The organism is Stenotrophomonas sp. Sm10 (assembly GCF_030985515.1).
GTDB lineage: Bacteria > Pseudomonadota > Gammaproteobacteria > Xanthomonadales > Xanthomonadaceae > Stenotrophomonas > Stenotrophomonas hibiscicola.
Genome location: NZ_JAPTFO010000029.1, coordinates 1 through 23,743, shown reverse-complemented (window position 1 = coordinate 23,743; position 23,743 = coordinate 1). Strand labels below are relative to the sequence as shown.

The window sequence follows — 23,743 nt, the reverse complement described above, 5'->3', positions numbered from 1 at the left end:
GCACGCTGCTGCGCGATCAACGCTAGCTGACCTTCTTGGCCACGGTCATGCCGAGCAGGAACAGCACCACGGCGATGATGATGCCGGCCCAGAACAGGAACTTGGCGATGCCGACCGAGGCACCGGCGATGCCACCGAAGCCGAGCACGCCTGCGATCACACCGATGATGGCGAAGATGATGGCCCACTTGATCATGTCAAACCTTTCCCTGCGGGGACTGCGTACTGGATGATCAGGCTAGGCCGTCACCGATGCGGCAGTCGTGAACAGGCCGCGTGCGCGGCGTGAATCAGCGCGGACGAAAGCGCAGCTGCGCGACGGCAAACGCCAGGAACACGCTACCGACCAACCGCTCGAACCAGCGTCGCGCAAAGGGTTCGGCCAGCCAGCGGCGCAGGCCATGGCCACCGGCTGCATACATCACGTACCAGAACAGTTCGCAAGCGGCGAAGGTGGCCACCAGCACGCTGTACTGAAACGCCTGGCCACGTGACGGGTCAACGAACTGCGGCAGGAACGCCGCCGCGAACAGCAGCAGCTTGGGATTGCTCAGGCCCACCAGAAGGCCACCACGGAACACGGTCCAGGCACCAAGCGTCGGCATCATCGGCAGTGCGGCATCCACCGTCACCGCAGGCGCGGGACGGCAGCTGTCGCGCCATGCCTTCAGGCCCAGCCAGGCCAGGTAGGCCACGCCCAGATAGCGCAGCACTTCGAACAGCATCGGCGAGGAATGAAGCAATGCGCTCAGGCCAGCAGCGGACGCGGCCAGCACCAGCAGCATCGCCAGCAGGCAGCCGGCCATCGCCGGTACACTGCCGCGGAAGCCGAGTCCGACGCTGCGGCCGAGGATATGCAGCATGTTCGGCCCCGGCGTGCCACACAGAACGAACACCGTGGCGAGGAACCACCACCAGGTATGCAGGGCCATGGCGCACATCCACTTCAGAAGACCGTACCAGCATAGAGTGCGTCTGCAACGCGCGGCACATACAGCACAGCGTGGATGTGGTGGTTACAGAGGCAGGCTCAGGCCGCGTGCGCGTCGCGCCGTACCAGTACCTGGTCGATCAGGCCCCATTCGCATGCCTGCTCCGCACTCATGAAACGATCGCGGTCCAGGGTCTGCTCGACCTCCTCGACACTGCGTCCGCAATGCTGCGCATACAGCCGGGTGATGCGCTGCTTGGTGCGCTGCATTTCCTCGGCGTGGATGACGATGTCCGAAGCCTGGCCCTGTACCCCGCCCAGCGGCTGGTGCACGTGCAGGCTGGCATTGGCCAACGCCGCGCGGTGACCCGGCTCGCCGGCCATCAGCAGGAACGACCCCATCGACCGCGCGGTGCCCATGCACAGCGTATGCACCGGAGCAGAGATGTATTGCATCGTGTCGTACATCGCCAAGCCGCTGGAAATGACTCCGCCTGGCGAGTTGATGTACAGATGGATCGGCTTCTCCGGGTTTTCCGATTCCAGGAACAGCAGTTGCGCGCAGACCAGCGCCGATACGGTGTCATCGACTTCGCCGTTGAGAAAGATGATGCGCTCGCGCAGCAGCCGCGAGTAGATGTCATAGGAACGCTCGCCGCGCTCGCTGCGTTCCACCACCATCGGTACCAGCTGCATCCTGTCCCGCATGTGCCTGCTCCCTATAGCGTTCGATCCAAGCGCTGGTTCAAGCCGCGCGCATCACCGTGCGATGCTCATCGTTGGAAGCCGGCGGGATCAGAGACCGCCGGTCAGTGAGCCGATGCACGATGGTCAGCACCGTCCCTCCACCCTCATCCGCGCGCAGCCGGAAACACACCTGGCTGTGCAGATGCGGGGGATGCGCATCGCGCAGGTGGAACCCCAGCTCCCGCCCCTCCTCGCGCAGGCAAGGCTGCGGATCGGCAAGATCGGCCGCAGGCAACCAGCGCTCACGCAGCGCCGGGTCCAACAGTGCGCGCCAGACCCGTTCCGGTGGCGCTGGCAGCCACTGCTCCATCACCAACGCAGGAGCCGCTTCGTTCAGAACGTCGTCCATCAATTCATCTCCTTCAGCAGATCCTGCAAGGCATCCATACGCGCGGGCCAGTAGGCCCGGTAGCGCTGCAACCAGCGTCCGATGTGAGCCAGCCCGCGCGGATCGACCTCGTAGTAGACGAAGCGGCCTTGGCGCTGTTCGCTCACCAGCCCGGCATCGCGCAGCACCGCCAGGTGCTGGGACATCGCAGACTGGCTGATCGCCATGCCCTCGCGCAGCGCGCTGGCATGCTGCCCGCCCTCGGCCAGCTTTTCGAAGATGTGGCGGCGGGTGGGGTCGGCCAGCGCTTTGAAGAGGGCGTTCTCGATCATGACCAATACATTAGCAATCACTAATGTGTAGTGCAACTCCCGCATCGGCTGTGCTGCAATGACGGCTCCCCGGCATGGAGCTGTGCATGAAGACCCTTGGCCTGATCGGCGGCATGAGCTGGGAAAGCTCGGCGCAGTATTACCGGCTCATCAACGAGGACGTGCGGCAGCGCCTCGGTGGCGCACATTCGGCGCAGCTGCTGCTGTGGTCGGTGGACTTCGCCCCGATCAAGCAGCTGCAGCACGACGGCGACTGGGATGCACTGGGCGACCACATGGTTGAGGCCGCACGGCGCCTGCAGGCCGGTGGTGCCGAACTGCTGCTGGTCTGCACCAACACCATGCACCAACTGGCCGACCGCATCGAGGCGGCCTGCCCACTGCCACTGCTGCATATCGCCGACCCCACCGCCCAGGCCATCGTGCAGGCAGGGGCGCGAAAGGTGGGCCTGCTCGGCACCGCCTTCACCATGGAGCAGGACTTCTACCGCGGCCGGCTGCAGGATCGCTTCGGATTGGAGGTCCTGGTTCCCGAAGCCGATGATCGTCGCAGCGTGCACGACATCATCTACCAGGAACTGATCGCCGGCGTGGTCAGCGAACACTCACGACAGGTCTACGCCGGCGTGATCGAGAGACTGGTCGCGCGCGGCGCCGAGGCCATCATCCTCGGCTGTACCGAGATCATGCTGCTGGTACGGCCGGAGGACAGCACAGTGCCGCTGTTCGATACCACTGCACTGCATGCGCGGGCCGCCGTGGACGCGGCGCTGGCGTGAATCAATGCGCGCCGGAACGCGGAATCAGTCCGCGCCCTGCACTTCCAGCGCGGTGATCAGCCATTCGACCACCGCCTGGGAATCGCACAGGAAGAAGATGGCATCGCCGGAGCGCGCTTCGGTAAGCAGGCGATAGACCGTGATCGCCACCGCCGACTGGTTGGCGATGAACACTTCCGGGCTGCGCGGCCCTTCGCTGTGGCCGGCAACCGCGTGCAGCGCCTTGCGTGCGGCCACGGTCGCAACCGGGTCCGCGCTGCGGGTCAGTTCCGGCCCGCGCAGGCCCCAGGCAGTGAACACGTGCTTGCCCTTGAACGTGGTGTCCAGGACCCGCACCTCGGCGCCGCCTGCGTCGGCCGAGCGATGAATGACGGTACTGCTGATCAACGCAACCCCCTGTGGTCGTCGTGGTCCGCGCATCCTCCCGCACAGGCCGCCCGCACACCAGTGACGGCAGCCACAGGCTGCGCCGACAGGCGTGGAAGACATGTAAGAAGGTGTAAACCGATGCGATCGGATGTGCAGCGATGATACGGGATGTAAGCCTCTGCATGGGCCCGTGCGCACTACTAAATCCTTACTGAGCCACTTCCGGAACGATGCGTTCCGACGGCCCCGTGCTGGGTCATTCTTGCCGCCCGAATCCCCCGCTCGAGGCTCCCCATGACCCTTCGCCCGCTGCTGCCGATCACCGGTGCCGTCCTTGCCCTGCTGCTGGCCGCCACCGCCGTGGCCGCCCAGGACCACGACACTGATCACATTCCAGCGCTGCGCTGCGAATCCCAGTTCAACAAGACCGAGCAATGCCCCATTGAGGGCCCGATGCGCCTGGCCAGGCAACTGTCGGTCACCCGCTGCGTGGAGAACCAGAACTGGGGCCAGAGCCGCCGCACGTTATGGGTGACCGACGGCTGCCGCGCCGAGTTCGTCGCCGATGGATACGGGCGCTGGCCGGGACGTGGCCGCGGCCGTGACCGCGACAACGAGGGTGAACGCCTGGTCTGCGAGTCCTACGAGAACAAGGACAAGGAGTGCCGCATCCGCGTCCGCCACGAGGTGCGGCTGGTCAAGCAGAAATCGGTGACGACCTGCATCGAGGACCGCAACTGGGGCTGGGACCGTCGCGGCGTGTGGGTCAGCGACGGCTGTCGTGCCGAGTTCCGGGTGTATTGACTGCCTGCCACGCGCTGGCTGTGGCGCATGCGCGGACACGGCCGACGTGATCGATAGACTGGGCGCAACCAGCCCAGGAGCTTCGATGGTGCCGCCCGATCCTTCCTCGACGACGCTGCATATCCGCGAGGCAATGCCCGCCGACGTTCCCGCGTTGATCGCGCTCGACAGCGTTGCGGCCCACGATCCGCGGCGCGCACGGCAGATCAGCGACTGGCAGGCCAGCGGTGGCATGCACGTGGCCGAACGGTCCGGCCAGCTGGCCGGTTACCTGGTCATCCATCGTCATTTCTTCGGCGAAGCCTTCGTCGAGATGCTCATGGTGGCGCGCGAACAACGCAGACAGGACGCCGGCGCCGCCCTGCTGCGCCATGCCATCGCGCTGCAGGGGCAAGGCAAGCTGTTTACTTCGACGAATGCATCCAACACCAGCATGCAACGCCTGCTCGCCGCCTCGGGTTTCATCGAAAGTGGCATCGTGCATGGATTGGACGAAGGCGATCCGGAACTGATCTACTGCTTTGCCGGCAGCTGATCGAGATACACGGCCACCTTGGCGTCCAGCAGGTCCATCAACAGCGGATCCATGCAGCGATAGTCGTCGGGGATGTCCAGGCAATGCAGGCGCTTGTGTTCCAGCAGTCGCGCGTACGTGGCCTGCAGGCGATGCTGGTGCTTGGCCTCCATCGCGAAGATGACATCGGCCCAGCGGATATCCGCCGGGCCGATGGGGCGTCGTGCGTGCGGGCTGGTACCGGCCGACAGCGCGTTGAAGCCGGGCCGCCGTCGCCACATGGCTTCGGCGGTCGGGCTGCGCAGCTGGTTGCGGCTGCAGACGAACAGCAGGTTGATCATTCCTGTTCCTGCAGTTGGCGGGCGCTGAGGACCGGATAGGTGAAGCCCAGCTGGCGTGCGCGCGCGAGCTTGGCATCGCGCGTATACAGCAGCTTCCAGTTCTTCTCGGGCTTGTAGCTGTAGGCAGTCGTGGCGCGGCCGCCACCACGGTTGCGGGCCTGGCTGCGACGCCAGGCACGGTTTCTTGCAGATTCCATGATGTGTTCTCGTGAGTACCGGGTTCAGCAGCCGCGGTAGTACGAGTGGCGCGCAGCATACACCGCACGCACAAAAAAAACCCACGCATCGCTGCGCGGGCTTCTTGATTCATCACAGTGGTCGGGACGGCCGGATTCGAACCGACGACCCTCTGCCCCCAGGCATCATCACTGGTTGCCCCATCCCGTTGATCTATAAGGGTTTCAGGCCTGCACCGGGCCTCCCATAAGTGCCGATTGAGGCCCAATTCAATCAATTACTTCCGCGCTGATAGGGTTGCAGCCACCGGGACTAAACATGGCTCCGCATCTGCTGCGGCCCTGCCCTCATCTACGCCCTACGGGCGTCGCTCGGACGGAGCTTGGTCACCGGCGGCGGCTTGGCGGGCTCCAATGACCGCACCCTCCTGCCTCGGACTATTCCGGCGGAGAAAAACCGTGTGCTTGACCCAAAACGAAAAACTTGTACGCGTTCGGGAATCGAACAGCGCCTGGATGTGAGCTGGCCGCCAACTCTAGTGCGTACGAAAGAGATGAGAAATTCTCGCCGGGGACCGGCGGATGCCGCAGCGCCATGCCCTTGTCGTCAGTAAAATGAGTGAACTCGTGGACCATCGTGCCAACCTTTGAGGGTTCACCAATGTGATTGGCGGGCAGCATAGATAGGGACCAAAATACAGGGCATGCGTGAATTACGTATGGAGCACCTGACTGCACATAAGCAATGGTGTCTGCCGGCACTTCGTCAGCATTGCACCGGCAGGAGAGGGACACCGGCGGCTTCGGGGTCACTCCGTCTCCCGAAATTCTCCAGATGATCGCCATCAAAGTGCTATCAACCAGCGCATCATCTTCGTTGACATCTTCACCGGCAACGACGTTGACGTCCGGGCCATGCTCCCCGAAGTAGCGCGTATAGTGAACTGAGGGGCTGAACCTCAGCCACAACTCAGTTTCAGATGTTGTATCGACCTCAGTCATCTGCTGGAGCTGGCTCAGCGCATTTCCTGCACCAATCGTTACCCCAGCCAATACACTCTGAAAAATTGCACTTTTTTGGCCGAAGGCGGGGTGCCGGCCGGATCGACACATGCCACAGGTTCAAGAAACTCCCCCGCCCGGGCTTGCTTCATTGTTCTTCCAGTAACGGGTACAACAACCGTGCGGGGTGCGGGATACGCACTTTGCCACTTGCCTGATTGCCGCTTTATGGGCCCAGCTTCCGCATTCCTGCCGTCGGCGGTGCGATAGGAAATCGGGGCTCGCAAGCCAATGGTGTAACTCAGCCCTGGCGACAGACTATAGCCACTTGCAAGATTTATATCTAGGCTGAAACTGCCGCCAGGAGGTATGGACAAAGAACTCGGAGTTTCGGAGAGCGTATCCCTCATTATCCCGAAGAACTGGACTTCGCGCCCATCCTGCTGTTTCACTATGAAGGGATCATCCAACAACATTTTGCGAGCATTGAGCGTCGGCAGAGAAGACTCAGCGACTACCGCAACCTGGTCACCGACATTCGAGAGCTTCAACGCGATTGAAGTTTCTCCCAGGTCGCCCTTCAGCGGAACTATTTCGACTTGTAGCCGAGCGTCGGCCATCGCAACATTGCTGCTACAAAGCGCGATGAACAGCATTGCCACTTTAATGGGTGATTTCATTCCGCCACCCGCCTTCTTCCATGATTCAGGATGCGTTATTAACATACAGATCAGCATTTTCCAACCCGAACCTCAGCCATCGATCTGTAGGACTTCCCCGAACCGCAGATTAAATTTTCGAACCGCCATAAGAATCACGTTTTTGCAGGCACTGACCTCCAGGATCTTTTGCTACCGCGCCTACGCCACTGTGCCGAGCTCGGCCATCATCGCAAAGGCCATCGCCGGCGAGACCGTTGGACTTCAGTGAAGCGTCGAAGAACTACGCCTTTCGCCTGGCAATCGAGCGCATCAGCGGAGAGCCGCGAGTTCCAGGACGTCCGCGAGTCAATCAGCTTGGATCGGCATGCATCAGGTGTCACTCCAGGAGATCCGCAGGCTTGGCGGTGCTCTTCCACACAACCGTCGAGGTTGGTCGGAAGAACAAGTGCAGCACCTTCTCACACACAGCTCGCCGGCGATGACCGAGGTGTATCTGGAAGGCCACGAAAGGCCGTGGACCGAGATCAACACGGGCATCCTCGCCATTCGATAGGGTGGCGATAGGGTGCACAACGAAGAAGGGCCTGCACCGTATGGCGCAAGCCCTTGTTCTATCGCTGCTTTTGGTCGGGACGGCCGGATTCGAACCGACGACCCTCTGCCCCCCAGGCAGATGCGCTACCAGGCTGCGCTACGCCCCGACTGATGCTGCGATGTGCCCGCCAGTGCGGCGGGCCGTGAAGTATAGCGGATTACGATGGAAATGGGATCAGCGGCGCAACAACTGCAGCACTTCTTCCAGCTCCATGCGCACCTGCTTGATGATCTGGTTGCTCAGCGCCGATTCCTCGCGGGCATCGGGACCGTCCAGACGCAGGCGTGCACCACCGATGGTGTAGCCCTGTTCGTACAGCAGGCTGCGGATCTGCCGGACCATCAGCACGTCGTGGCGCTGGTAGTAGCGGCGGTTGCCTCGGCGCTTGGCCGGCTCAAGGCTGGGAAACTCGGTTTCCCAGTAGCGCAGGACGTGCGGCTTGACGTCGCACAGCTCGCTGACTTCACCGATGGTGAAGTAGCGCTTGGCCGGAATCGGCGGTAGTTCGCGGTTACTGCCCGGATCCAGCATAAGCTTCCACCCTCTCCTTGAGCTTCTGGCCCGGACGGAAGGTGACCACCGTACGGGCGGAAATCGGAATTTCCTCGCCGGTCTTGGGGTTGCGACCCGGGCGCTGGTTCTTGCGCCGCAGATCGAAATTACCGAAGCCCGACAGCTTCACCTGACGTCCCTGTTCCAATGCTTCACGCAGCACATCGAAAAACGCGTCGACGAATTCCTTGGCTTCCCGCTTGTTCAGACCGACTTCGTCGAACAGCTTTTCCGCCATCTCCGCCTTGGTCAATGCCATTGCCTGCTACCCCCGAGTGCTGCCCGCTCAGCCGCGGATCCGGGCGTGATGTTCACGCTCGATGGCAGTGACCGCCTCGGCCACCACCGCATCCACGTCGCGGTCCGTCAGAGTGCGCGACTTGTCCTGCAAAATCAAGCCCATAGCGAGACTCTTGAATCCCGGCTCGACGCCCTGGCCGACATAGCGGTCGAACAGGTTCAGGTCGCGCAGCAGCGGGCCGGCGGCCTGGCGGACGGTCGCCGCCAGATCGGCCCAGGCCACCTGTTCAGGCACCAGGAATGCCAGGTCGCGGCGCACCGCCGGGAAGCGCGACAGTTCGCCGGCACGCGGCAGGCGGCGGGCGGTCAGCGGTTCCAGGTCCAGTTCGAAGGCGTAGACGTCGGCTTCGATGTCCATCGCCCTGGCCAGGCGCGGGTGAACCTGGCCGATCCAGCCGATCGCCACGCCATCGCGCAACACCTCGGCCGAACGCGCCGGGTGGCCGTAGGCGCGGGTGGACGCACGGAACTCCAGCTGCGCGCCACTGGCGGCCGCCAGCGATTCGAGGTCACCCTTCAGGTCATGGAAATCGACCTTGCGGGTCGGCAGGCCCCACTGCACCGCCTGCGCATCACCGCAGACCGCAGCGGCCACGCGCGGGGTTTCCAGCGGTGCCGGCTGGCTTTCGCCAAGCGACGCATCTCCGGCCTGCTGGGCGAACACCCGACCCAGCTCGAACAGGCGCACGCGGCCGAGCTGGCGAGCGGCATTGCGGCCTAGGGTGGCAACCAGGCCCGGCAGCAGCGACGGGCGCATCACCGCCAGTTCGGCCGACAGCGGGTTGGCCAGCGGCACCAGAGCGTCGCGCAGCTGCCACTGGGCCAGCAGTGCGTCGTCGACGAAGGCGAAATTGACGGTTTCCTGCAGGTCGCGAGCGATCAGCTGGCGGCGCACGCTCAGCGCGTCCAGCTGGGTCTCGCTCGGCATCGCCACGCGCGAGGCACCGCCCGGCAGCGTGGTCGGGATCTGCTCGTAACCGTGGATGCGGGCCAGTTCTTCGATCAGGTCCTCTTCGATGGCGATATCGAAGCGGCGGCTCGGCGCGGTGACCTGCCAGCCGTCGGCGGTGGCGGCCACGTCCATGCCCAGCGCACGCAGGATGCGCTCGACTTCGGCATCGTCAATGGTGATGCCAAGCACGCGGGTGATGCGCGTGCGGCGCAGCACGATCGTGGCCGGCTGCGGCAGATCGGCCTCGCGCACAGCTTCGGTGACCGGCGCCGGGGTACCGCCGGCCAGGTCCAGCACCAGGCGGGTGGCGTACTCGATCGCGGTACGCGGCAGTGCCGGATCGACACCGCGCTCGAAGCGGTGGCCGGCATCGGTGTGCAGGCCCAGCTTGCGGCCACGGCCCATGATCGCGGCCGGCGCGAAGTGCGCGGCCTCCAGGAACACGGCGGTGGTCGCGTCGGTGACACGGGTGTCGAAGCCGCCCATCAGGCCGGCCAGGCCGACCGCACGATCGGCGTCGGTGACCACCAGGAAGCTGTCGTCCAGCGCGGCATCGCGGCCGTCCAGCAGCTTCAGCGTCTCGCCCGCGCGCGAACGGCGCACGGCAATGCTGCCCTGCAGGGTGGCCAGGTCGTAGGCATGCATCGGCTGGCCCAGTTCCAGCATCACGTACTGGGTGATGTCGACCAGCAGCGAGACCGGACGCACGCCACTGCGGCGCAGGCGCTCGGCCATCCACAGCGGGGTCTTGGCGGCAGCGTTGACGCCCTCGATCACACGGCCCAGATAACGCGGCGCTTCGGCGCCAGCGTCGAGCTGGATGGCCAGCTCACGGCTGCCGGCAGCCGGAATGGCGTCGGCGGCGAAATCCAGCACTTCACTGCGGGTAGCGGCGGCGACGTCGTAGGCGATGCCGCGCAGGCTGAAGCAGTCGGCGCGGTTCGGGGTCAGCTTGATTTCGATACTGGCGTCCGGCAGGCCCAGGTAGTCGACCAGGGTCTGGCCGACCGGGGCGTCATCGGGCAGTTCCAGCAGTCCGGAGGCATCGTTGTCCAGGCCCAGCTCCTTGGCCGAGCACAGCATGCCGTTGGACTCGACGCCACGCAGCTTGGCCGGCTTGATCTTCAGCTCGCCGATCTGCGCACCGACCATCGCCAGTGGCGCGACCAGGCCCGCGCGGGCGTTCGGCGCACCGCAGACGATCTGCAGCAGCTCGCCCTGCCCGGCATCGACCTTGCACACCTGCAGGCGATCGGCTTCCGGGTGGCGCGCGGCCTCGACGATGCGTGCCACGACCACGTGATCGAGGCCTTCGCCCAGCGCGGATACTTCTTCCACTTCCAGGCCGATGGCGGTCAGCACCGCGCTCAGCTCATCGCGCGAGGCGGAGGTCGGGACGTGGCTGCGCAGCCAGTTTTCGGAGAATTTCATGGTGTCACCCTGGTGGGAGGCGTGCCTCCCGTTGCGGTTTTTGTGGTCGCCCAGCGCATGCGCAAGGAGGCGTCCATCCAGAAAGGCAGCCGAGCATGGCCCGGCTCTACACGGTTGCGGCTTACGCGAACTGCTTCAGGAACCGCACATCGTTCTCGAAGAACGCGCGCAGGTCGTTGACGCCGTAGCGCAGCATCGCGAAACGCTCCACGCCCATGCCGAAGGCAAAGCCGGTGTAACGCTCCGGATCGATGCCAACATTGCGCAGCACGTTCGGATGCACCATGCCGCAGCCGAGCACTTCCAGCCAGCGGGTCGTGCCATCGGGCTGCTGCCAGGCGATGTCCACTTCCGCACCCGGTTCGACGAACGGGAAGTAGCTGGGACGGAAGCGCATCTCGAAATCGCGCTCGAAGAACGCGCGCACGAATTCCGCCAGCGTGCCCTTCAGGTCGGCGAAGGTCGAGTGCTCGTCCACCAGCAGGCCTTCGACCTGATGGAACATCGGCGAATGGGTCTGGTCGCTGTCGCTGCGGTACACCTTGCCGGCAGCGATCATGCGCAGCGGCGGCGCGTGGTCGCCCATGTAGCGCACCTGCACACCGGAGGTATGCGTGCGCAGCAGGCGGCCGTCGCCGAAGTAGAAGGTGTCGTGCATGGCGCGCGCCGGGTGGTGCGGCGGGAAATTCAGCGCCTCGAAATTGTGCCAGTCATCCTCGATCTCCGGCCCTTCCGACAGCTCGTAGCCCAGCCGGCCGAAAATACCGGTGATGCGTTCCAGGGTACGGGTGATCGGATGCAGGCCAGCGCGGTCGCCATTGCGGCCCGGCAGGGTGATGTCGATGGCTTCGGCAGCCAGCCGCGCGTCCAGTGCGGCGTCTTCCAGCAGCGCCTTGCGCTCGGCCAGCGCACGGGTCAGTGTGTCGCGGGCCTGGTTGATCGCTTCACCGGCGGCCTTGCGCTCCTCGGCCGGCAGGGTACCGAGCTGCTTGAGCTGCGAGGTGATGCTGCCGCTCTTGCCAAGCAGGGCCACGCGCAGCTGTTCCAGCACGTCAGGGCTCTGTGCGGCGGCCACATCGGCCAGCGCCTGGGTGGTGAGGGATTGGATGTCGCTCATGGGGGGCCGGAACTCCAGTCGATCTGCCATCGCGATGCGCGAAGGGCCGACCCCTGTCGCCACCGCCGTCCCCGCGCTGCCGCTGTGGCCGCACCGGGACCCAAAAAAGAATGGGGAAGGACTTGCGCCCTTCCCCATGCATTGCCTTGACCTGACACCGTTCCGAGTGAACGGTTACGGCATCGGGAAGGACTTATGCCGCCAGCGCGCCCTTGGCCTTTTCGGCCAGCGCGGCAAAACCGGCTGCGTCGTGCACGGCGATGTCAGCCAGGACCTTGCGATCCAGGGTGATGCCGGCCTTCAGCAGGCCGTTCATGAAGCGGCTGTAGCTCAGGCCGTTGATGCGGGCAGCCGCATTGATGCGGGTGATCCACAGCGAACGGAAGTTGCGCTTCTTCTGCTTACGGCCGATGTAGGCGTACTGCTGTGCCTTGATGACCGCCTGCTTGGCAACGCGGAAGACCTTGCGACGGGCGTTGTAGTAGCCCTTGGCGAGATCCAGAATCTTCTTGTGGCGGCGACGCGCCTGTACGCCACGCTTAACTCGTGCCATTTTTCAGTTCCTCAGAGGTAAGGGAGCATGCGGTCCAGACGGCCTGCGTCTTCTGCACGGACATGGCCCGTCTGACGCAGATTACGCTTACGCTTGGTCGCTTTCTTCGTGAGGATGTGGCTACGGTTGGCGTGGCCGCACTTGTACTTGCCCGAGGCGGTCTTGCGGAAACGCTTGGCCGCTGCCCGGTTGGTCTTGATCTTGGGCATTGCAATGTCCTTGATGGGATTTGACCCTGGTTTCTGACTGATCTGGCGGCGGCCTGGGCCGCTCTTTCCGTCCTGCCATGATCGGCGTACGACCCGTCCTGGGTGGGTCGAGCCGGGCATGATACAGGCAAAACGGCCCTGCCACCAGCCCCTGCCCGCCTTTCATCCGCAACCCGCCGGCCCGCCACAAAAGCAAAGGGACGCCAGCGGCGCCCCCTTACCCTGAGCCATTCAGCCAGGCGCCCCGAAAGGCAGCCCGTCAGGCTTCAGGTCTTCTTCTTCGGCGCGATCATCATGACCATCTGACGCCCTTCCAGGCGCGGACGGGATTCAATGACGATGTCCTCGCCCAGATCGGCCTCGATCCGGTTGGCCATTTCGCGGCCCAGCTCCTGGTGGCTCATTTCACGGCCACGGAAGCGGATGTTGACCTTGATCTTGTCACCATCTTCGAGGAACCCGCGCATCTTGCGCAGCTTGATCTGGTAGTCGCCCTCGTCCGTGACCGGACGGAACTTCACTTCCTTGATCTCGACCTGCTTGGTCTTCTTCTTGGCCTCGCTGGCCTTCTTCTGCGCTTCGAACTTGAACTTGCCGAAGTCCATGATCTTGCAGACCGGCGGATCGGCCTGCGGCTGGATTTCGACCAGGTCCAGGCCTTCATCTTCGGCCATGGACAGCGCTTCGTCGCGCGACAACACGCCGATCATTTCTCCGTCACTGCCGATCACGCGGACGCGCGGCACACGGATTTCCTGATTCTTGCGGTTCTGTTTGTTGTCAGGGGTGCTGATATTACGTTCTCCCAAGGGTATCGAACCGGCCCGGGTGCCTGTGCCCCCGGACCGGACCTTTGCTTACGCGCCCTCGGCGTGGAGCCGCTCGATGAAGGCCTGCAGGCTCATGCTGCCCAGGTCTTCGCCAGAACGCGTACGCACCGCCACAGCCCCATTTTCCTTCTCGCGGTCACCGATGACCAGCAGGTAGGGCACGCGCTGCAACGTATGCTCGCGGATTTTATAGCCGATCTTCTCGTTACGCAAATCCGAGCTGACGCGGAAGCCTTGCTCCGCAAGGGTTTTGGTCACGCCCGAGACATAGTCGGCCTGGGCGTCGGTGATGTTGGCCACCACCACCTGGGTCGGCGCCAGCCAGGCCGGGAACTGGCCGGCATGGTGTTCGATCAGGATGCCCAGGAAACGCTCCATCGAGCCGACGATGGCCCGGTGCAGCATCACCGGGTGCTTCTTCTGGCTGTTCTCGTCCACGTACTCGGCGCCCAGGCGGCCGGGCATCATGAAGTCGACCTGCATCGTGCCCAGCTGCCAGGTACGGCCGATGGCATCCTTCAGGTGGTACTCGATCTTCGGGCCGTAGAAGGCGCCCTCGCCCGGCAGCTCCTGCCATTCCACGCCACAGGCGGTCAGTGCCGAGCGCAGCGCGCCTTCGGCCTTGTCCCAGGTGGCGTCGTCACCCAGGCGCGATTCCGGGCGCAGCGCGATCTTGATCTGGATCTCGTCGAAGCCGAAGTGCTGGTAGACCGCCAGCGCCTGCTGGTGGAAGGCAGTCACTTCCGACTCGATCTGGTTTTCCGTGCAGAACACGTGGCCGTCGTCCTGGGTGAAGCCACGCACGCGCAGGATGCCGTGCAGCGCGCCGGACGGCTCGTTGCGGTGGCACGACCCGAACTCGCCGTAGCGGATCGGCAGGTCGCGGTAGCTGTGCAGGCCCTGGTTGAACACCTGGATGTGGCCCGGGCAGTTCATCGGCTTGACCGCGTAAGTGCGTTTCTCCGATTCGGTGAAGAACATGTTGTCCTGGTAGTTGTCCCAGTGGCCGGACTTCTTCCACAGGCTCACGTCCAGAATCTGCGGGCAACGCACTTCGCCATAGCCACTGTTGCGGTAGACCTTGCGCATGTACTGCTCCACCACCTGCCACAGCGCCCAGCCCTTCGGGTGCCAGAACACCAGGCCCGGGGCTTCTTCCTGCAGGTGGAACAGGTCCTGCTGCTTGCCGATGCGGCGGTGGTCGCGCATTTCGGCTTCTTCGATGCGCTTGATGTACGCCTCCAGCTGCTTCTTGTCGGCCCAGGCGGTGCCGTAGATGCGCTGCAGCTGCTCGTTCTGCGCGTCACCGCGCCAGTAGGCGCCGGAGATGCGGGTCAGCTTGAAGGCCTTCAGGAAGCGCGTGTTCGGCACGTGCGGGCCGCGGCACATGTCCACGTATTCCTGGTGGTAGTACATGCCCATCGCCTGGATGTCGTCGGCCATGTCCTCGATCAGGCGCAGCTTGTAGTCCTCGCCTCGGGCCTTGAAGATCTCGACCACTTCGGCGCGCGGCGTCATCTTCTTGATGACGTCGTAGTCCTGGGCGATCAGTTCACCCATGCGCTTCTCGATCGCGGCCATGTCGTCCGGGGTGAACGGGCGCTCGGAATAGATGTCGTAGTAGAAGCCTTCGGCGATCACCGGACCGATCACCATCTTCACATCCGGGTACAGCTGCTTGACGGCGTGGCCGACCAGGTGGGCGCAGGAGTGGCGGATGATCTCCACGCCCTCCTCGTCCTTGGCGGTGATGATGCGCAGGCTGGCGTCGTGGTCGATGACGTCGCTGGCATCGACCAGCACGCCATCCACGGCACCGGCGATGGTGGCCTTGGCCAGGCCGGCGCCGATCGACTGGGCAACCTCCATGACGCTCACAGGGTTTTCGAATTCGCGGCGGCTGCCGTCGGGAAGGGTAATGTTGATCATCGCAGTGGCTTCGTGCGGGCCCGCCGGGCGGGCTGGAAAGCGTTCCCGGGCCGTTGCCCGGGCAATAAAAAAGCGCCGCGAGGGCGCCTGGAACGCAGGGCCTTCGGGGGCAGGTCAACAGTGGGCGGTGGTAGTGCTCATGTCGCACGCTCGGCCGGCGCTGGGCGCGGGCCACCTTGTTCCAGTCAGGGGTTCTGCGATGATCTTAAACCAGCGCACCGGAAAGCCCAAGGGCCACCATACGGCCCGCTGAATGAGCCGCGCTGGCGGCGTGAAAACGCAATGATTACCATGTGCGCGCAGCCCGCCCCGTGCCAGCCTGCCCGCTTTCCCCCAGGACCTCGTGATGCGCCACCCGCTTCGACCGGCTGCCGCCGGCCCCGCCCGTGCCCCGCGTTCGCCGACCCGCCGCCGCGCAGGCTGCCCGCGATGATCACCGTCGGCCTCTCCACGCTGGGTTTCTGCAGCCTGGGCATGCTGGCGGCGATGTTCTCGGCACTGGCCTTCTATGCGGCCTCGCCCCACTGCCGCTGGCCGCGCCTGCGCCGCGCCGGCCGCCTGGGCCGCCAGATCGGCCTGGTCGCCGCTGCCGCCGCGCTGTGGCTGTGGATGGCCGAGCTCGGCTTTGCCGCCGGCCTGGTGGCGATGTTGTGCACCTGGATGCTCGCGGCGATGCTGCTGCCGGCGCTGGCCGCCTGGCACCGACCGGGCACGGAGTTGCCCTGATGTGGGCGCGCGCCTTCGCCGGCATCATCGTCGGCTTCCTGCTTGCAGCCGCCGTTACCGGCCTGCTCGCCTGGCTTCCGCCGGGCCCTTGGCAGCGAGCGCTGGTACCTACCCTGATCGCCTTCATCCCGCTGTGGATGCTGGCCGCCCTGTGGGCGTTCAGCTTCCGCAGCGCGCTGCGCGCCTGGCTGGTGCTGGGCGGCAGCGCCGCCACCGGCTTCGTCGTGCTCGGGCTGCTGCGCCTGACCGGCGCGGTGCAATGAGATCCACGCCATGAAGTTCAGTTCGCAGACCCTGCGCACGTTCACCACCCTGCACACCTGGGTCGGCCTGGTGGCCGGCTTCGGCCTGTTCGTGGCTTTCTACGCAGGCTCGCTGACCCTGTTCCACCATGACCTGCCGCGGTGGCAGACACCGGGCGCCGCCACGGCACTCCCGGCCAGCCTGGATGACGCCCAGTACCTGCTGGAGGACGTGCTGGCGGCGCATCCGGAAGCGCGCCGCCACGTCGGCATGACCTTCCCCGGCACCGAACACCCGCAGCCTCTGGCCTACTGGCAGGCCGATGACGGCAGCTGGCGCTATGCCTGGCCCGGCCAGATCGCCGGCAGCCCCACACCACCGCAGACCGGACTGGCCGAACTGGTCAACGAGCTCCATTACAGCCTCGGCCTGCCCGTGGCCGGGATCTACGTGATGGGCATTGTCAGCCTGCTGTACGGGATGGCACTGCTCAGCGGCCTGGTGATCCATCTGCCGAAGCTGCTCGGCGACCTGTTCGCGCTGCGTCCGGGGCGCAACCTGAAGCAGCTGTGGCAGGACGCGCACAACGTGGTCGGTGTGCTCAGCCTGCCCTTCCACCTGATGTTCGCGGTCACCGGCGCCCTGCTCTGCCTGGTGTTCGTGCAGATGGCCCTGCTCAATCCGCTGATCTACGACGGCAACGCGCTGCAGGCAGTACCGACTGCGATGGACACCGCGCCGGTGCGAAATGCCAGTGGCATCCCGGCACCGCCGGGCAGCCTGCGCGTGCTGCATGCGCGCGCACTTGAAGTGGCCCGCGCACAGGGCGTCGCCAACTTCGAACCGGCCTATCTGAAGCTGGCCAATGGCGGCGATGCCAACGCGACGATCGAGATCACCGGCGAGGCCAGTGGCACCCTCGGCCCGCTTGGTGCCGTGGCATTGGACGTCGCCACCGGCAATCTGCTCGCGTCGCAGCTGCCGGGCCAGCGCGACGCCAACCACGCCACGCTCAGCGCCGCCTACGCGTTGCACTTCGGCGAATTCGGCAATGGCGTGGTGGTCTGGCTGTACTTCCTGCTCGGACTCGGCGGTGCGTTCCTGTTCTACTCCGGCAACCTGCTGTGGATCGAGTCGCGGCGCAAGCGTCGCCAGCCGCAACAGCCACGTGCCGGTGTGAACATGGCGCGGGCCACGGTCGGCGTGTGCATCGGCCTGTGCGTGGCGATCTCGATCGCGTTCGGCACCGCACTGGTGCTGGAGCGGCTGGCACCGTCGGCGGTCGACCACGGCATCCGCTGGGCCTGCTTCGGCAGTTGGGCGGCCTGCGCGCTATGGGCCACGCTGCGCCGCCCGGCGCAGGCCGCGCGCGAACTGCTGTGGGCGGCGGCGGTCAGTACCGCGCTGGTGCCGGTGCTGCACGGCGCACTCAATGGTGACTGGCTGTGGCGCGCCGCCGCAGGGGGGCACTGGCCGCTGTTCTGGGTCGATGCCATCGCGCTGGCGATGGCCTTCGGCTTCGCGCGTCTGGCCGTGGCCAGCCAACGCCGCGCCCGCAACGGCGATCCCAACAGCGTCTGGGCCGATTGAGCCTTCGCCGGGCATGGCCCGGTGCTACTGGAAGTCGGCTTGGCACGGGCAACGACGTACACCGCAGTGTGTGTATCAGGTCGGTGACGTTGCGGCATGGGCCCAGCACGACGCGCCACCCGACACTCAATCGCCGATGCGCGCCTTCTGCCAGGGGCCCAGCATGGCATTGAGCAGGCTGGCCTGTTCGTCATCGCCGGTCAGTTCCCACATGAACACCCCGGCCAGGCCCTGCTCACGGGCGAACTGCGCACGCAGCCCGATCGAGCGCGGGTCTTCATAGCTGATGAAAATCTTCTGCGCGGCGTTGTACAGCCACGGGCTCTGCGCCTGCGGCTGCCAGTGTTTCGTCCAACCCGGCTGGTCGAGATAGCGCGCCTTGATCACCCGCCAGTCGCCGGCATCAGCCGGCGCACTGTAGGCCTGGTACAGCCCATCCGGGGCGTCGCCGGTGACCTTGAAGCCGCGCCCGTAGAACGGTACGCCCAGCACCAGCTTCCCGGCCGGCACGCCGTGCTCGCGGTAGAACTGCACCGCGCCGGCCACGTTGTTCCAGCGCCGCAGCTCCGGCGCCAGCGGATCGGCCGGCACTTCATGCAGAGGCGCATTGAAGGTCGACACCGCCGAGAAGCCGGTGCCCATGTCGTAGCTCATCAGGTTGATGAAATCGAACACCTTGGCCAGCGCCGGCAGGTCATAGCTCGCTGCTGGATCGTAGGGGCCATCGGTCTGCAGGCGACCGGCGGCCAGCGCGGCGGTCAGCAGCATCGACTGCCCCGTCCTGCGGCCGCGCGCATCGAGTGCCGCGCGGAAGGCCTGGGCAAGCCGGGTCAGATTGACGCGATCCTGCGGGCGATGCGCCAGCTCCTTCGGTCCGCCACTGACCGGGAACTCCCAATCGATGTCCACCCCGTCGAAACTGCCGGCATGGCGATCGAAGAACAGCGCCATGCACGAATCGACCAAGCGCTTGCGGCTGGCCTCGGTCAGCGCTGCATCGGAGAACCCACCGGCACCCCAGCCACCGATCGAAATCAGCGTGCGCAGGTGCGGATGCGCCTTCTTGAGTTCGGCCAGTGCGGCGAAATTCTTCGGCGCTTCCGCACCGATCGTGCAGCGCCCGTCCTCGATGGTGGAGAACGCATAGAACAGATGCGTCAGGCGCTCGGCTGGAATGCTCGAGACCGGATAGCGTTCGGCCGAGCCGCCCGGGTAGTAGGCGCCGAAGATCGGCGGCTGCGCGGGCGCCGCGTGCGCGGCGATGGGCAAGACACCGGCAATCAGCACGGCAAGGACGGCCACGGTCTGGCGGAACATGGAGATCTCCCGGTTCGAAGGCGCCGCCACGTTAGCAAACCGATGGGGCTGCGGTACGGGTATCGCGGCATGTCGTCCCATGGACAGGCGCGATCCGTGCAACCGAGACAGAACGATGGCCGCGTGGCGGCGATCATGCACTGCAGCAGGACATGCAGCGACCTGGATGAGCTTCTCTTCGCAACATCGAGGCAAAGAAAAAGCGGGCCGAAGCCCGCTTTTTCATTTGCGAAAGCGTGAGGACCAACGGTCCTCACCCACCGCACGATCAGCAGTACCGATTATTCGGCGCTGGCGCCTTCGCCTTCTTCGACTGCCTTCATCGACAGGCGGATACGGCCCTGCTTGTCGACTTCCAGCACCTTGACCTTGACCACATCGCCTTCCTTCAGCTTGTCGCCGACCTTCTCGACGCGCTCGCTGGAGATCTGCGAGACGTGGACCAGGCCATCCTTGCCCGGCAGGATGGTGACGAACGCACCGAAGTCCATGATCTTGGCGACCTTGCCTTCGTAGATGCGGCCCGGCTCGACGTCCGAGGTGATCTGCTCGATGCGGCCCTTGGCAGCCTGGGCAGCGATGGCGTTGACCGACGCGATGACGATGGTGCCGTCGTCCTGGATGTCGATCTGGGTGCCGGTTTCCTTGGTGATGGCCTGGATGGTCGAGCCGCCCTTGCCGATCACTTCGCGGATCTTGTCCGGGTGGATCTTGATGGTCAGCAGGCGCGGCGCGTAGTCCGACAGCTCTTCACGCGGAGCGGTCAGGCCGTGGGCCATCTCGCCCAGGATGTGCAGGCGGCCAGCCTTGGCCTGCTGCAGGGCCTGCTTCATGATTTCTTCGGTGATGCCTTCGATCTTGATGTCCATCTGCAGGGCGGAGATGCCCTCAGCGGTACCGGCCACCTTGAAGTCCATGTCGCCCAGGTGATCTTCGTCACCCAGGATGTCGGACAGGACCACGAAACGATCGCCTTCCTTGACCAGACCCATGGCGATACCGGCCACCGGGGCCTTCACCGGCACGCCGGCGTCCATCAGGGCCAGCGACGAGCCGCAGACCGAGGCCATCGACGAGGAACCGTTCGACTCGGTGATTTCCGAAACGACGCGGATGGTGTACGGGAAGGCTTCCAGCGACGGCATGACAGCCAGCACGCCGCGCTTGGCCAGACGACCGTGGCCGATTTCGCGGCGCTTCGGGCCCATCATGCGGCCGCACTCGCCCACCGAGAACGGAGGGAAGTTGTAGTGGAACAGGAAGTTTTCCTTGTACTCACCGGCAACGGCGTCGATGACCTGGCCATCACGGGCGGTGCCCAGGGTGATGGTCACGATGGCCTGGGTTTCGCCGCGGGTGAACAGCGAGGAACCGTGGGTACGCGGCAGCACGCCGGTCTTCACGGTGATCGGGCGGACGGTGTCCAGCGCACGGCCGTCGATGCGGACCTTGGTGTCCAGCACCGAGTCACGCATGGTGCGGTATTCCAGCTCGCCGAATTCCTTCGACAGCTCGGCCGGGTTCCAGCCTTCGGCGGCCACGCGGCCCGCCAGGGCTTCGAATACGTCCTTCTTGATCGCCGAGATGGCGTCGCGGCGCTGCAGCTTGTCACGCACCTGGAAGGCTTCGCCCAGGCGCGGGCCGATGGCTTCCTTCAGGGCGGAGATCAGCGCGTCGTTCTTGGCCGGGGCTTCCCAGGTCGACGGCTTGGTGCCGGCTTCGACGGTCAGCTCATTGATCGCGTTGATGACCTTCTGCATTTCGCGGTGACCGAAGGTCACGGCGCCCAGCATCACTTCTTCGGACAGCAGCGCGGCTTCGGATTCGACCATCAGCACGGCGTTGGAGGTACCGGCGACGACCAGTTCCAGCTGCGAGTCAGCCAGTTCGCTGACGGTCGGGTTCAGGATGTACTCGCCGTTCTTGTAACCGACCTTGGCAGCGCCGATCGGACCCATGAACGGGGTACCGGCCAGGGCCAGGGCAGCCGAGGCACCGATCAGGGCCGGGATGTCACCGTCCACGTCCGGGTTCAGCGACATCACCGTGGCGATGATCTGCACTTCGTTCTTGTAGTCCTCCGGGAACAGCGGGCGGATCGGACGGTCGATCAGGCGCGAGATCAGCGTTTCCTTCTCGGTCGCACGGCCTTCACGCTTGAAGAAACCACCCGGGATACGGCCGCCGGCGTAGAACTTTTCCTGATAATCGACGGTCAGCGGGAAGAAGTCCTGGCCTTCGCGCGCGCTCTTGGCGGCGACGGCGGTGACCAGCAGTACGGTGTCGTCCATCTTGACGATGACGGCACCGCTGGCCTGGCGGGCGACTTCGCCGGTCTCAAGCGTGACGGTGTGCTTGCCGTACTGGAAGGTTTTGGTGATTTTTGCCACGGAGGGTGTCCTTGGGGATGCTGTCTGCGAATTTGGACCGTCGGCGACCCTTGCCGCCAGCGGGTGACCGGATCGTTCCGGCCTGAATCGGGGATTGCGGTACTACAAAACAAAACCGCGGCGCATCGCTGCGCCGCGGGGAATTCGTTGCTTAGCGACGCAGGCCAAGCTTCTCGATCAGGGCCTTGTAACGCTCGACGTCCTTCTTCTTCAGGTAGTCGAGCAGGCTGCGACGGCGGTTGACCATCTGCAGCAGGCCGCGGCGGCTGTGGTGGTCCTTCTTGTGGGTCTTGAAGTGGCCGGTCAGCAGTTCGATGCGGGCGGTCAGCAGGGCCACCTGGACTTCCGGGGAGCCGGTGTCAGCGGCGCTGCGCTTGTTGTCTTCAATGACCTTCTGGGTGTCGATCGACATTTCTTTTTTCTCTGTGATGCGTGGCCGGCAGGAACGCGCTTCGCGCACCGCCAGGCTCGCCGTGGACTACGAGGATGAAACCTGCACGAGGCAGGCTGCCGGAAAACGGCCGCGAAATTGTAACGGCCAGGGGCTTCCGGGACAAGGACCGGGGCTGAACCGCCCTGGCCCCGGTCAGAGGTTGAAACGACGCTGCGGAGCCAGCAGACCACTGTCATCGACCTGGCCCAGCCCCTGGACAGTATCGCCCGGACCGAACACCGCCACCAGGCCGTGGGGCCAGGACGGGTCGCGCTGGCGCTGGCCGACGCAGAAGCGATGGGTCTGGTCGGCATCGAGATCGACCCGCGGGTATTCAGCCAGGCCGGCCGCCAGCGGCAGCAGCAGCGCATCCATGGCCGCCTCGTCGCCGGCCTCGGCCATCGCCCGCAGCTGGTCCAGGGTGACCATCGCCGGTTCGCGGAACGGCTCCACCCATAGCCGGCGCAGCGCACTGATGTGTGCGCCACATCCCAGCGCCTCGCCCAGGTCGCGGGCCAGGCTGCGGATGTAGGTGCCCGAACCGCAGGTCACGCGCAGCCGCAAGCGCTCAGGCTGCTGCTCCAGCACGTCGATGGCGTGCACCTGCACCTCGCGTTCCGGCGCCTCGATGACGTCACCACGGCGGGCCTTCACATACAGCGGCTCACCACCCTGCTTCAGTGCCGAATAGACCGGGGCACGCTGGCGGATGTTGCCGGTCAGCGGCGCCAACGCGGCCTGCAGGGCCTCGGCACCGATCGCCGGTACCGGGCGCTGCAGCAGCACCTGGCCCTCGGAATCGTCGGTATCGGTCGTCTGGCCGAGCACGATCTCGGCATCGTAGGCCTTGGCCGACCCCAGCAGCAGCCCAGCGATCTTGGTCGCCTCGCCGAAGCACAGCGGCAGCAGACCGGTGGCCAGCGGGTCGAGGCTGCCGGTGTGGCCGCCCTTCTCGGCACGGAACAGGCGACGGGCCACCTGCAGGGCGGCGTTGGAGCTCATGCCGGTCGACTTGTCGAGCAGCAGGATGCCATCCAGGCGGCGGAACTGAATTCGGGTCATGACAGATACGGGTAGCGCCGGGCCATGCCCGGCGAGCGCGAAGCGCGGCCAGCGTCCGGCCTCGCACGGTCAGAATGAAAAGACGCCGGGCATGGGCCCGGCGCTGGCTTATTCTTCGTCGCTCTCGCGACGCTTCTCCGCGGCCAGCGTATCGGGCAGGTCGCGCAGGAGGTTGTCGATATGCTCGCCACGATCGACCGAGTCGTCGTAGTGGAAATGCAGCTCCGGCACATGGCGCAGCTTCATCGCCCGGGCCAGGTCCATGCGCAGGCGGTAGCCCAGTTCCTTCAGGCCGGCCACCGCTTCCGCCGAACGCTCCGGCATCAGCGCGGTGACGAAGACCTTGGCATGAGCCATGTCGCGGGTGATTTCCACGTCGGACACGCTCACCGAGGGCAACCCGTGCTCGCGCACGGCGTTGTGCACCAGGGTGCCGAGTTCGCGGCGCAGCTGGGCAGAGACACGGTCGGTTCGATGGAAAGTCTTGGGCACGAGGAGCTCTTGGTTCAGTTGTCGCCCGACCAACGGT

Annotated in this window: 29 protein-coding genes and 2 tRNA genes; 6 read left to right on the top strand and 25 right to left on the bottom strand. The window is 65.2% G+C overall.

Going from position 1 to position 23,743, the window contains the following annotated elements; translation table 11 throughout:
- Positions 1-22 precede the first annotated feature (22 nt).
- From O0J15_RS10335 to O0J15_RS10315, 5 genes are all read right to left on the bottom strand, one after another.
- On the bottom strand, positions 23-196 hold the full coding sequence (locus O0J15_RS10335; RefSeq protein WP_021202178.1) for a DUF1328 domain-containing protein: 174 nt from the start codon (positions 194-196) through the stop codon (positions 23-25).
- 94 nt (positions 197-290) lie between these two features.
- On the bottom strand, positions 291-932 hold the full coding sequence (locus O0J15_RS10330; protein WP_308305600.1) for a LysE family translocator: 642 nt from the start codon (positions 930-932) through the stop codon (positions 291-293).
- Positions 933-1,030: 98 nt separating this feature from the next.
- Positions 1,031-1,639: an ATP-dependent Clp protease proteolytic subunit gene (locus O0J15_RS10325; protein ID WP_155029888.1), complete on the bottom strand. Its 609-nt coding sequence runs from the start codon at positions 1,637-1,639 to the stop codon at positions 1,031-1,033.
- 37 nt (positions 1,640-1,676) lie between these two features.
- On the bottom strand, positions 1,677-2,027 hold the full coding sequence (locus O0J15_RS10320) for an SRPBCC domain-containing protein (RefSeq protein ID WP_134735700.1): 351 nt from the start codon (positions 2,025-2,027) through the stop codon (positions 1,677-1,679).
- A complete protein-coding gene (locus O0J15_RS10315; RefSeq protein ID WP_308305599.1) occupies positions 2,027-2,338 on the bottom strand; it encodes a metalloregulator ArsR/SmtB family transcription factor in 312 nt (103 codons plus the stop codon). Before O0J15_RS10315 ends, O0J15_RS10320 begins: the two co-directional genes overlap by 1 nt.
- Before the next feature lie 86 nt (positions 2,339-2,424).
- Between O0J15_RS10315 and O0J15_RS10310 the strand changes: the two genes are divergently transcribed.
- The gene (locus O0J15_RS10310) at positions 2,425-3,117 is read left to right on the top strand and encodes an aspartate/glutamate racemase family protein (protein WP_026347077.1); all 693 of its coding nucleotides are present in this window, start codon (positions 2,425-2,427) and stop codon (positions 3,115-3,117) included.
- Positions 3,118-3,141: 24 nt separating this feature from the next.
- On the opposite strand, the gene O0J15_RS10305 is transcribed toward O0J15_RS10310, so the two are convergent.
- Positions 3,142-3,537: a hypothetical protein gene (locus O0J15_RS10305; protein ID WP_019660558.1), complete on the bottom strand. Its 396-nt coding sequence runs from the start codon at positions 3,535-3,537 to the stop codon at positions 3,142-3,144.
- A gap of 243 nt (positions 3,538-3,780) precedes the next feature.
- On the opposite strand from O0J15_RS10305, the gene O0J15_RS10300 reads away from it, so the two are divergent.
- Positions 3,781-4,290 (top strand): DUF3011 domain-containing protein, encoded by a 510-nt coding sequence (locus O0J15_RS10300; protein ID WP_111102445.1) that lies wholly within the window; start codon positions 3,781-3,783, stop codon positions 4,288-4,290.
- Positions 4,291-4,375: 85 nt separating this feature from the next.
- Complete coding sequence (locus O0J15_RS10295) at positions 4,376-4,825, top strand: GNAT family N-acetyltransferase (protein ID WP_171952883.1); 450 nt, start codon at positions 4,376-4,378, stop codon at positions 4,823-4,825.
- Here O0J15_RS10295 and O0J15_RS10290 read toward each other — a convergent pair.
- From O0J15_RS10290 to thrS, 14 genes are all read right to left on the bottom strand, one after another.
- Positions 4,804-5,145, bottom strand: a complete 342-nt coding sequence (locus O0J15_RS10290; RefSeq protein ID WP_021202184.1) for a low molecular weight protein tyrosine phosphatase family protein — start codon at positions 5,143-5,145, stop codon at positions 4,804-4,806. The two genes, O0J15_RS10295 and O0J15_RS10290, sit on opposite strands and share 22 nt — an antisense overlap.
- Positions 5,142-5,342: a hypothetical protein gene (locus tag O0J15_RS10285; protein WP_171952885.1), complete on the bottom strand. Its 201-nt coding sequence runs from the start codon at positions 5,340-5,342 to the stop codon at positions 5,142-5,144. The genes O0J15_RS10290 and O0J15_RS10285 overlap by 4 nt, the downstream gene beginning before the upstream one ends.
- A gap of 118 nt (positions 5,343-5,460) precedes the next feature.
- A tRNA-OTHER gene (locus tag O0J15_RS10280) sits at positions 5,461-5,530 on the bottom strand.
- 229 nt (positions 5,531-5,759) lie between these two features.
- Complete coding sequence (locus O0J15_RS10275) at positions 5,760-6,323, bottom strand: M35 family metallo-endopeptidase (RefSeq protein WP_308305598.1); 564 nt, start codon at positions 6,321-6,323, stop codon at positions 5,760-5,762.
- Between the two features lie 38 nt (positions 6,324-6,361).
- Entirely contained in the window at positions 6,362-7,003 is a 642-nt protein-coding gene (locus O0J15_RS10270; RefSeq protein ID WP_171952888.1) for a hypothetical protein, read from the bottom strand.
- Positions 7,004-7,609: 606 nt separating this feature from the next.
- Positions 7,610-7,686 (bottom strand) — tRNA-Pro (locus O0J15_RS10265).
- Between the two features lie 68 nt (positions 7,687-7,754).
- Positions 7,755-8,111, bottom strand: a complete 357-nt coding sequence (locus O0J15_RS10260; protein WP_005410431.1) for a MerR family transcriptional regulator — start codon at positions 8,109-8,111, stop codon at positions 7,755-7,757.
- Positions 8,092-8,391, bottom strand: a complete 300-nt coding sequence (locus O0J15_RS10255) for an integration host factor subunit alpha (protein WP_005410432.1) — start codon at positions 8,389-8,391, stop codon at positions 8,092-8,094. The genes O0J15_RS10260 and O0J15_RS10255 overlap by 20 nt, the downstream gene beginning before the upstream one ends.
- 27 nt (positions 8,392-8,418) lie before the next feature.
- The gene (pheT, locus tag O0J15_RS10250; protein WP_308305597.1) at positions 8,419-10,815 is read right to left on the bottom strand and encodes a phenylalanine--tRNA ligase subunit beta; all 2,397 of its coding nucleotides are present in this window, start codon (positions 10,813-10,815) and stop codon (positions 8,419-8,421) included.
- Positions 10,816-10,936: 121 nt separating this feature from the next.
- Positions 10,937-11,932, bottom strand: coding sequence for a phenylalanine--tRNA ligase subunit alpha (gene pheS, locus O0J15_RS10245; RefSeq protein ID WP_207049019.1), 996 nt, complete (start codon positions 11,930-11,932; stop codon positions 10,937-10,939).
- A 193-nt stretch (positions 11,933-12,125) separates the two neighbouring features.
- Complete coding sequence (gene rplT, locus O0J15_RS10240) at positions 12,126-12,485, bottom strand: 50S ribosomal protein L20 (protein WP_005410435.1); 360 nt, start codon at positions 12,483-12,485, stop codon at positions 12,126-12,128.
- Positions 12,486-12,496: 11 nt separating this feature from the next.
- Positions 12,497-12,694 (bottom strand): 50S ribosomal protein L35, encoded by a 198-nt coding sequence (gene rpmI, locus O0J15_RS10235; RefSeq protein WP_005410436.1) that lies wholly within the window; start codon positions 12,692-12,694, stop codon positions 12,497-12,499.
- Between the two features lie 266 nt (positions 12,695-12,960).
- Positions 12,961-13,503, bottom strand: a complete 543-nt coding sequence (gene infC / locus O0J15_RS10230) for a translation initiation factor IF-3 (protein ID WP_019660568.1) — start codon at positions 13,501-13,503, stop codon at positions 12,961-12,963.
- Positions 13,504-13,551: 48 nt separating this feature from the next.
- Positions 13,552-15,453 carry a threonine--tRNA ligase gene (thrS, locus tag O0J15_RS10225; protein ID WP_058979607.1) on the bottom strand — a complete coding sequence of 634 codons (1,902 nt, stop codon included), beginning with the start codon at positions 15,451-15,453 and terminating at the stop codon, positions 13,552-13,554.
- Positions 15,454-15,882: 429 nt separating this feature from the next.
- On the opposite strand from thrS, the gene O0J15_RS10220 reads away from it, so the two are divergent.
- The 3 genes from O0J15_RS10220 to O0J15_RS10210 are packed head-to-tail and all read left to right on the top strand — an operon-like array spanning position 15,883 to position 18,012.
- Positions 15,883-16,179 (top strand): hypothetical protein, encoded by a 297-nt coding sequence (locus O0J15_RS10220; protein WP_021202190.1) that lies wholly within the window; start codon positions 15,883-15,885, stop codon positions 16,177-16,179.
- Complete coding sequence (locus O0J15_RS10215; RefSeq protein ID WP_111097927.1) at positions 16,179-16,442, top strand: hypothetical protein; 264 nt, start codon at positions 16,179-16,181, stop codon at positions 16,440-16,442. Before O0J15_RS10220 ends, O0J15_RS10215 begins: the two co-directional genes overlap by 1 nt.
- Positions 16,443-16,452: 10 nt before the next feature.
- Entirely contained in the window at positions 16,453-18,012 is a 1,560-nt protein-coding gene (locus O0J15_RS10210) for a PepSY domain-containing protein (protein WP_227845064.1), read from the top strand.
- A gap of 126 nt (positions 18,013-18,138) precedes the next feature.
- Here O0J15_RS10210 and O0J15_RS10205 read toward each other — a convergent pair whose 3' ends face one another.
- The 5 genes from O0J15_RS10205 to rbfA form a co-directional block, all read right to left on the bottom strand.
- The gene (locus tag O0J15_RS10205; RefSeq protein ID WP_308305596.1) at positions 18,139-19,329 is read right to left on the bottom strand and encodes a glycoside hydrolase family 18 protein; all 1,191 of its coding nucleotides are present in this window, start codon (positions 19,327-19,329) and stop codon (positions 18,139-18,141) included.
- A 281-nt stretch (positions 19,330-19,610) separates the two neighbouring features.
- Entirely contained in the window at positions 19,611-21,719 is a 2,109-nt protein-coding gene (pnp, locus tag O0J15_RS10200) for a polyribonucleotide nucleotidyltransferase (protein ID WP_308305595.1), read from the bottom strand.
- Between the two features lie 151 nt (positions 21,720-21,870).
- On the bottom strand, positions 21,871-22,131 hold the full coding sequence (gene rpsO, locus O0J15_RS10195; protein WP_005417886.1) for a 30S ribosomal protein S15: 261 nt from the start codon (positions 22,129-22,131) through the stop codon (positions 21,871-21,873).
- A gap of 174 nt (positions 22,132-22,305) precedes the next feature.
- On the bottom strand, positions 22,306-23,214 hold the full coding sequence (gene truB, locus O0J15_RS10190; RefSeq protein WP_021202194.1) for a tRNA pseudouridine(55) synthase TruB: 909 nt from the start codon (positions 23,212-23,214) through the stop codon (positions 22,306-22,308).
- 108 nt (positions 23,215-23,322) lie between these two features.
- Positions 23,323-23,706, bottom strand: a complete 384-nt coding sequence (gene rbfA / locus O0J15_RS10185) for a 30S ribosome-binding factor RbfA (RefSeq protein ID WP_019660575.1) — start codon at positions 23,704-23,706, stop codon at positions 23,323-23,325.
- Positions 23,707-23,743: the final 37 nt, after the last annotated feature.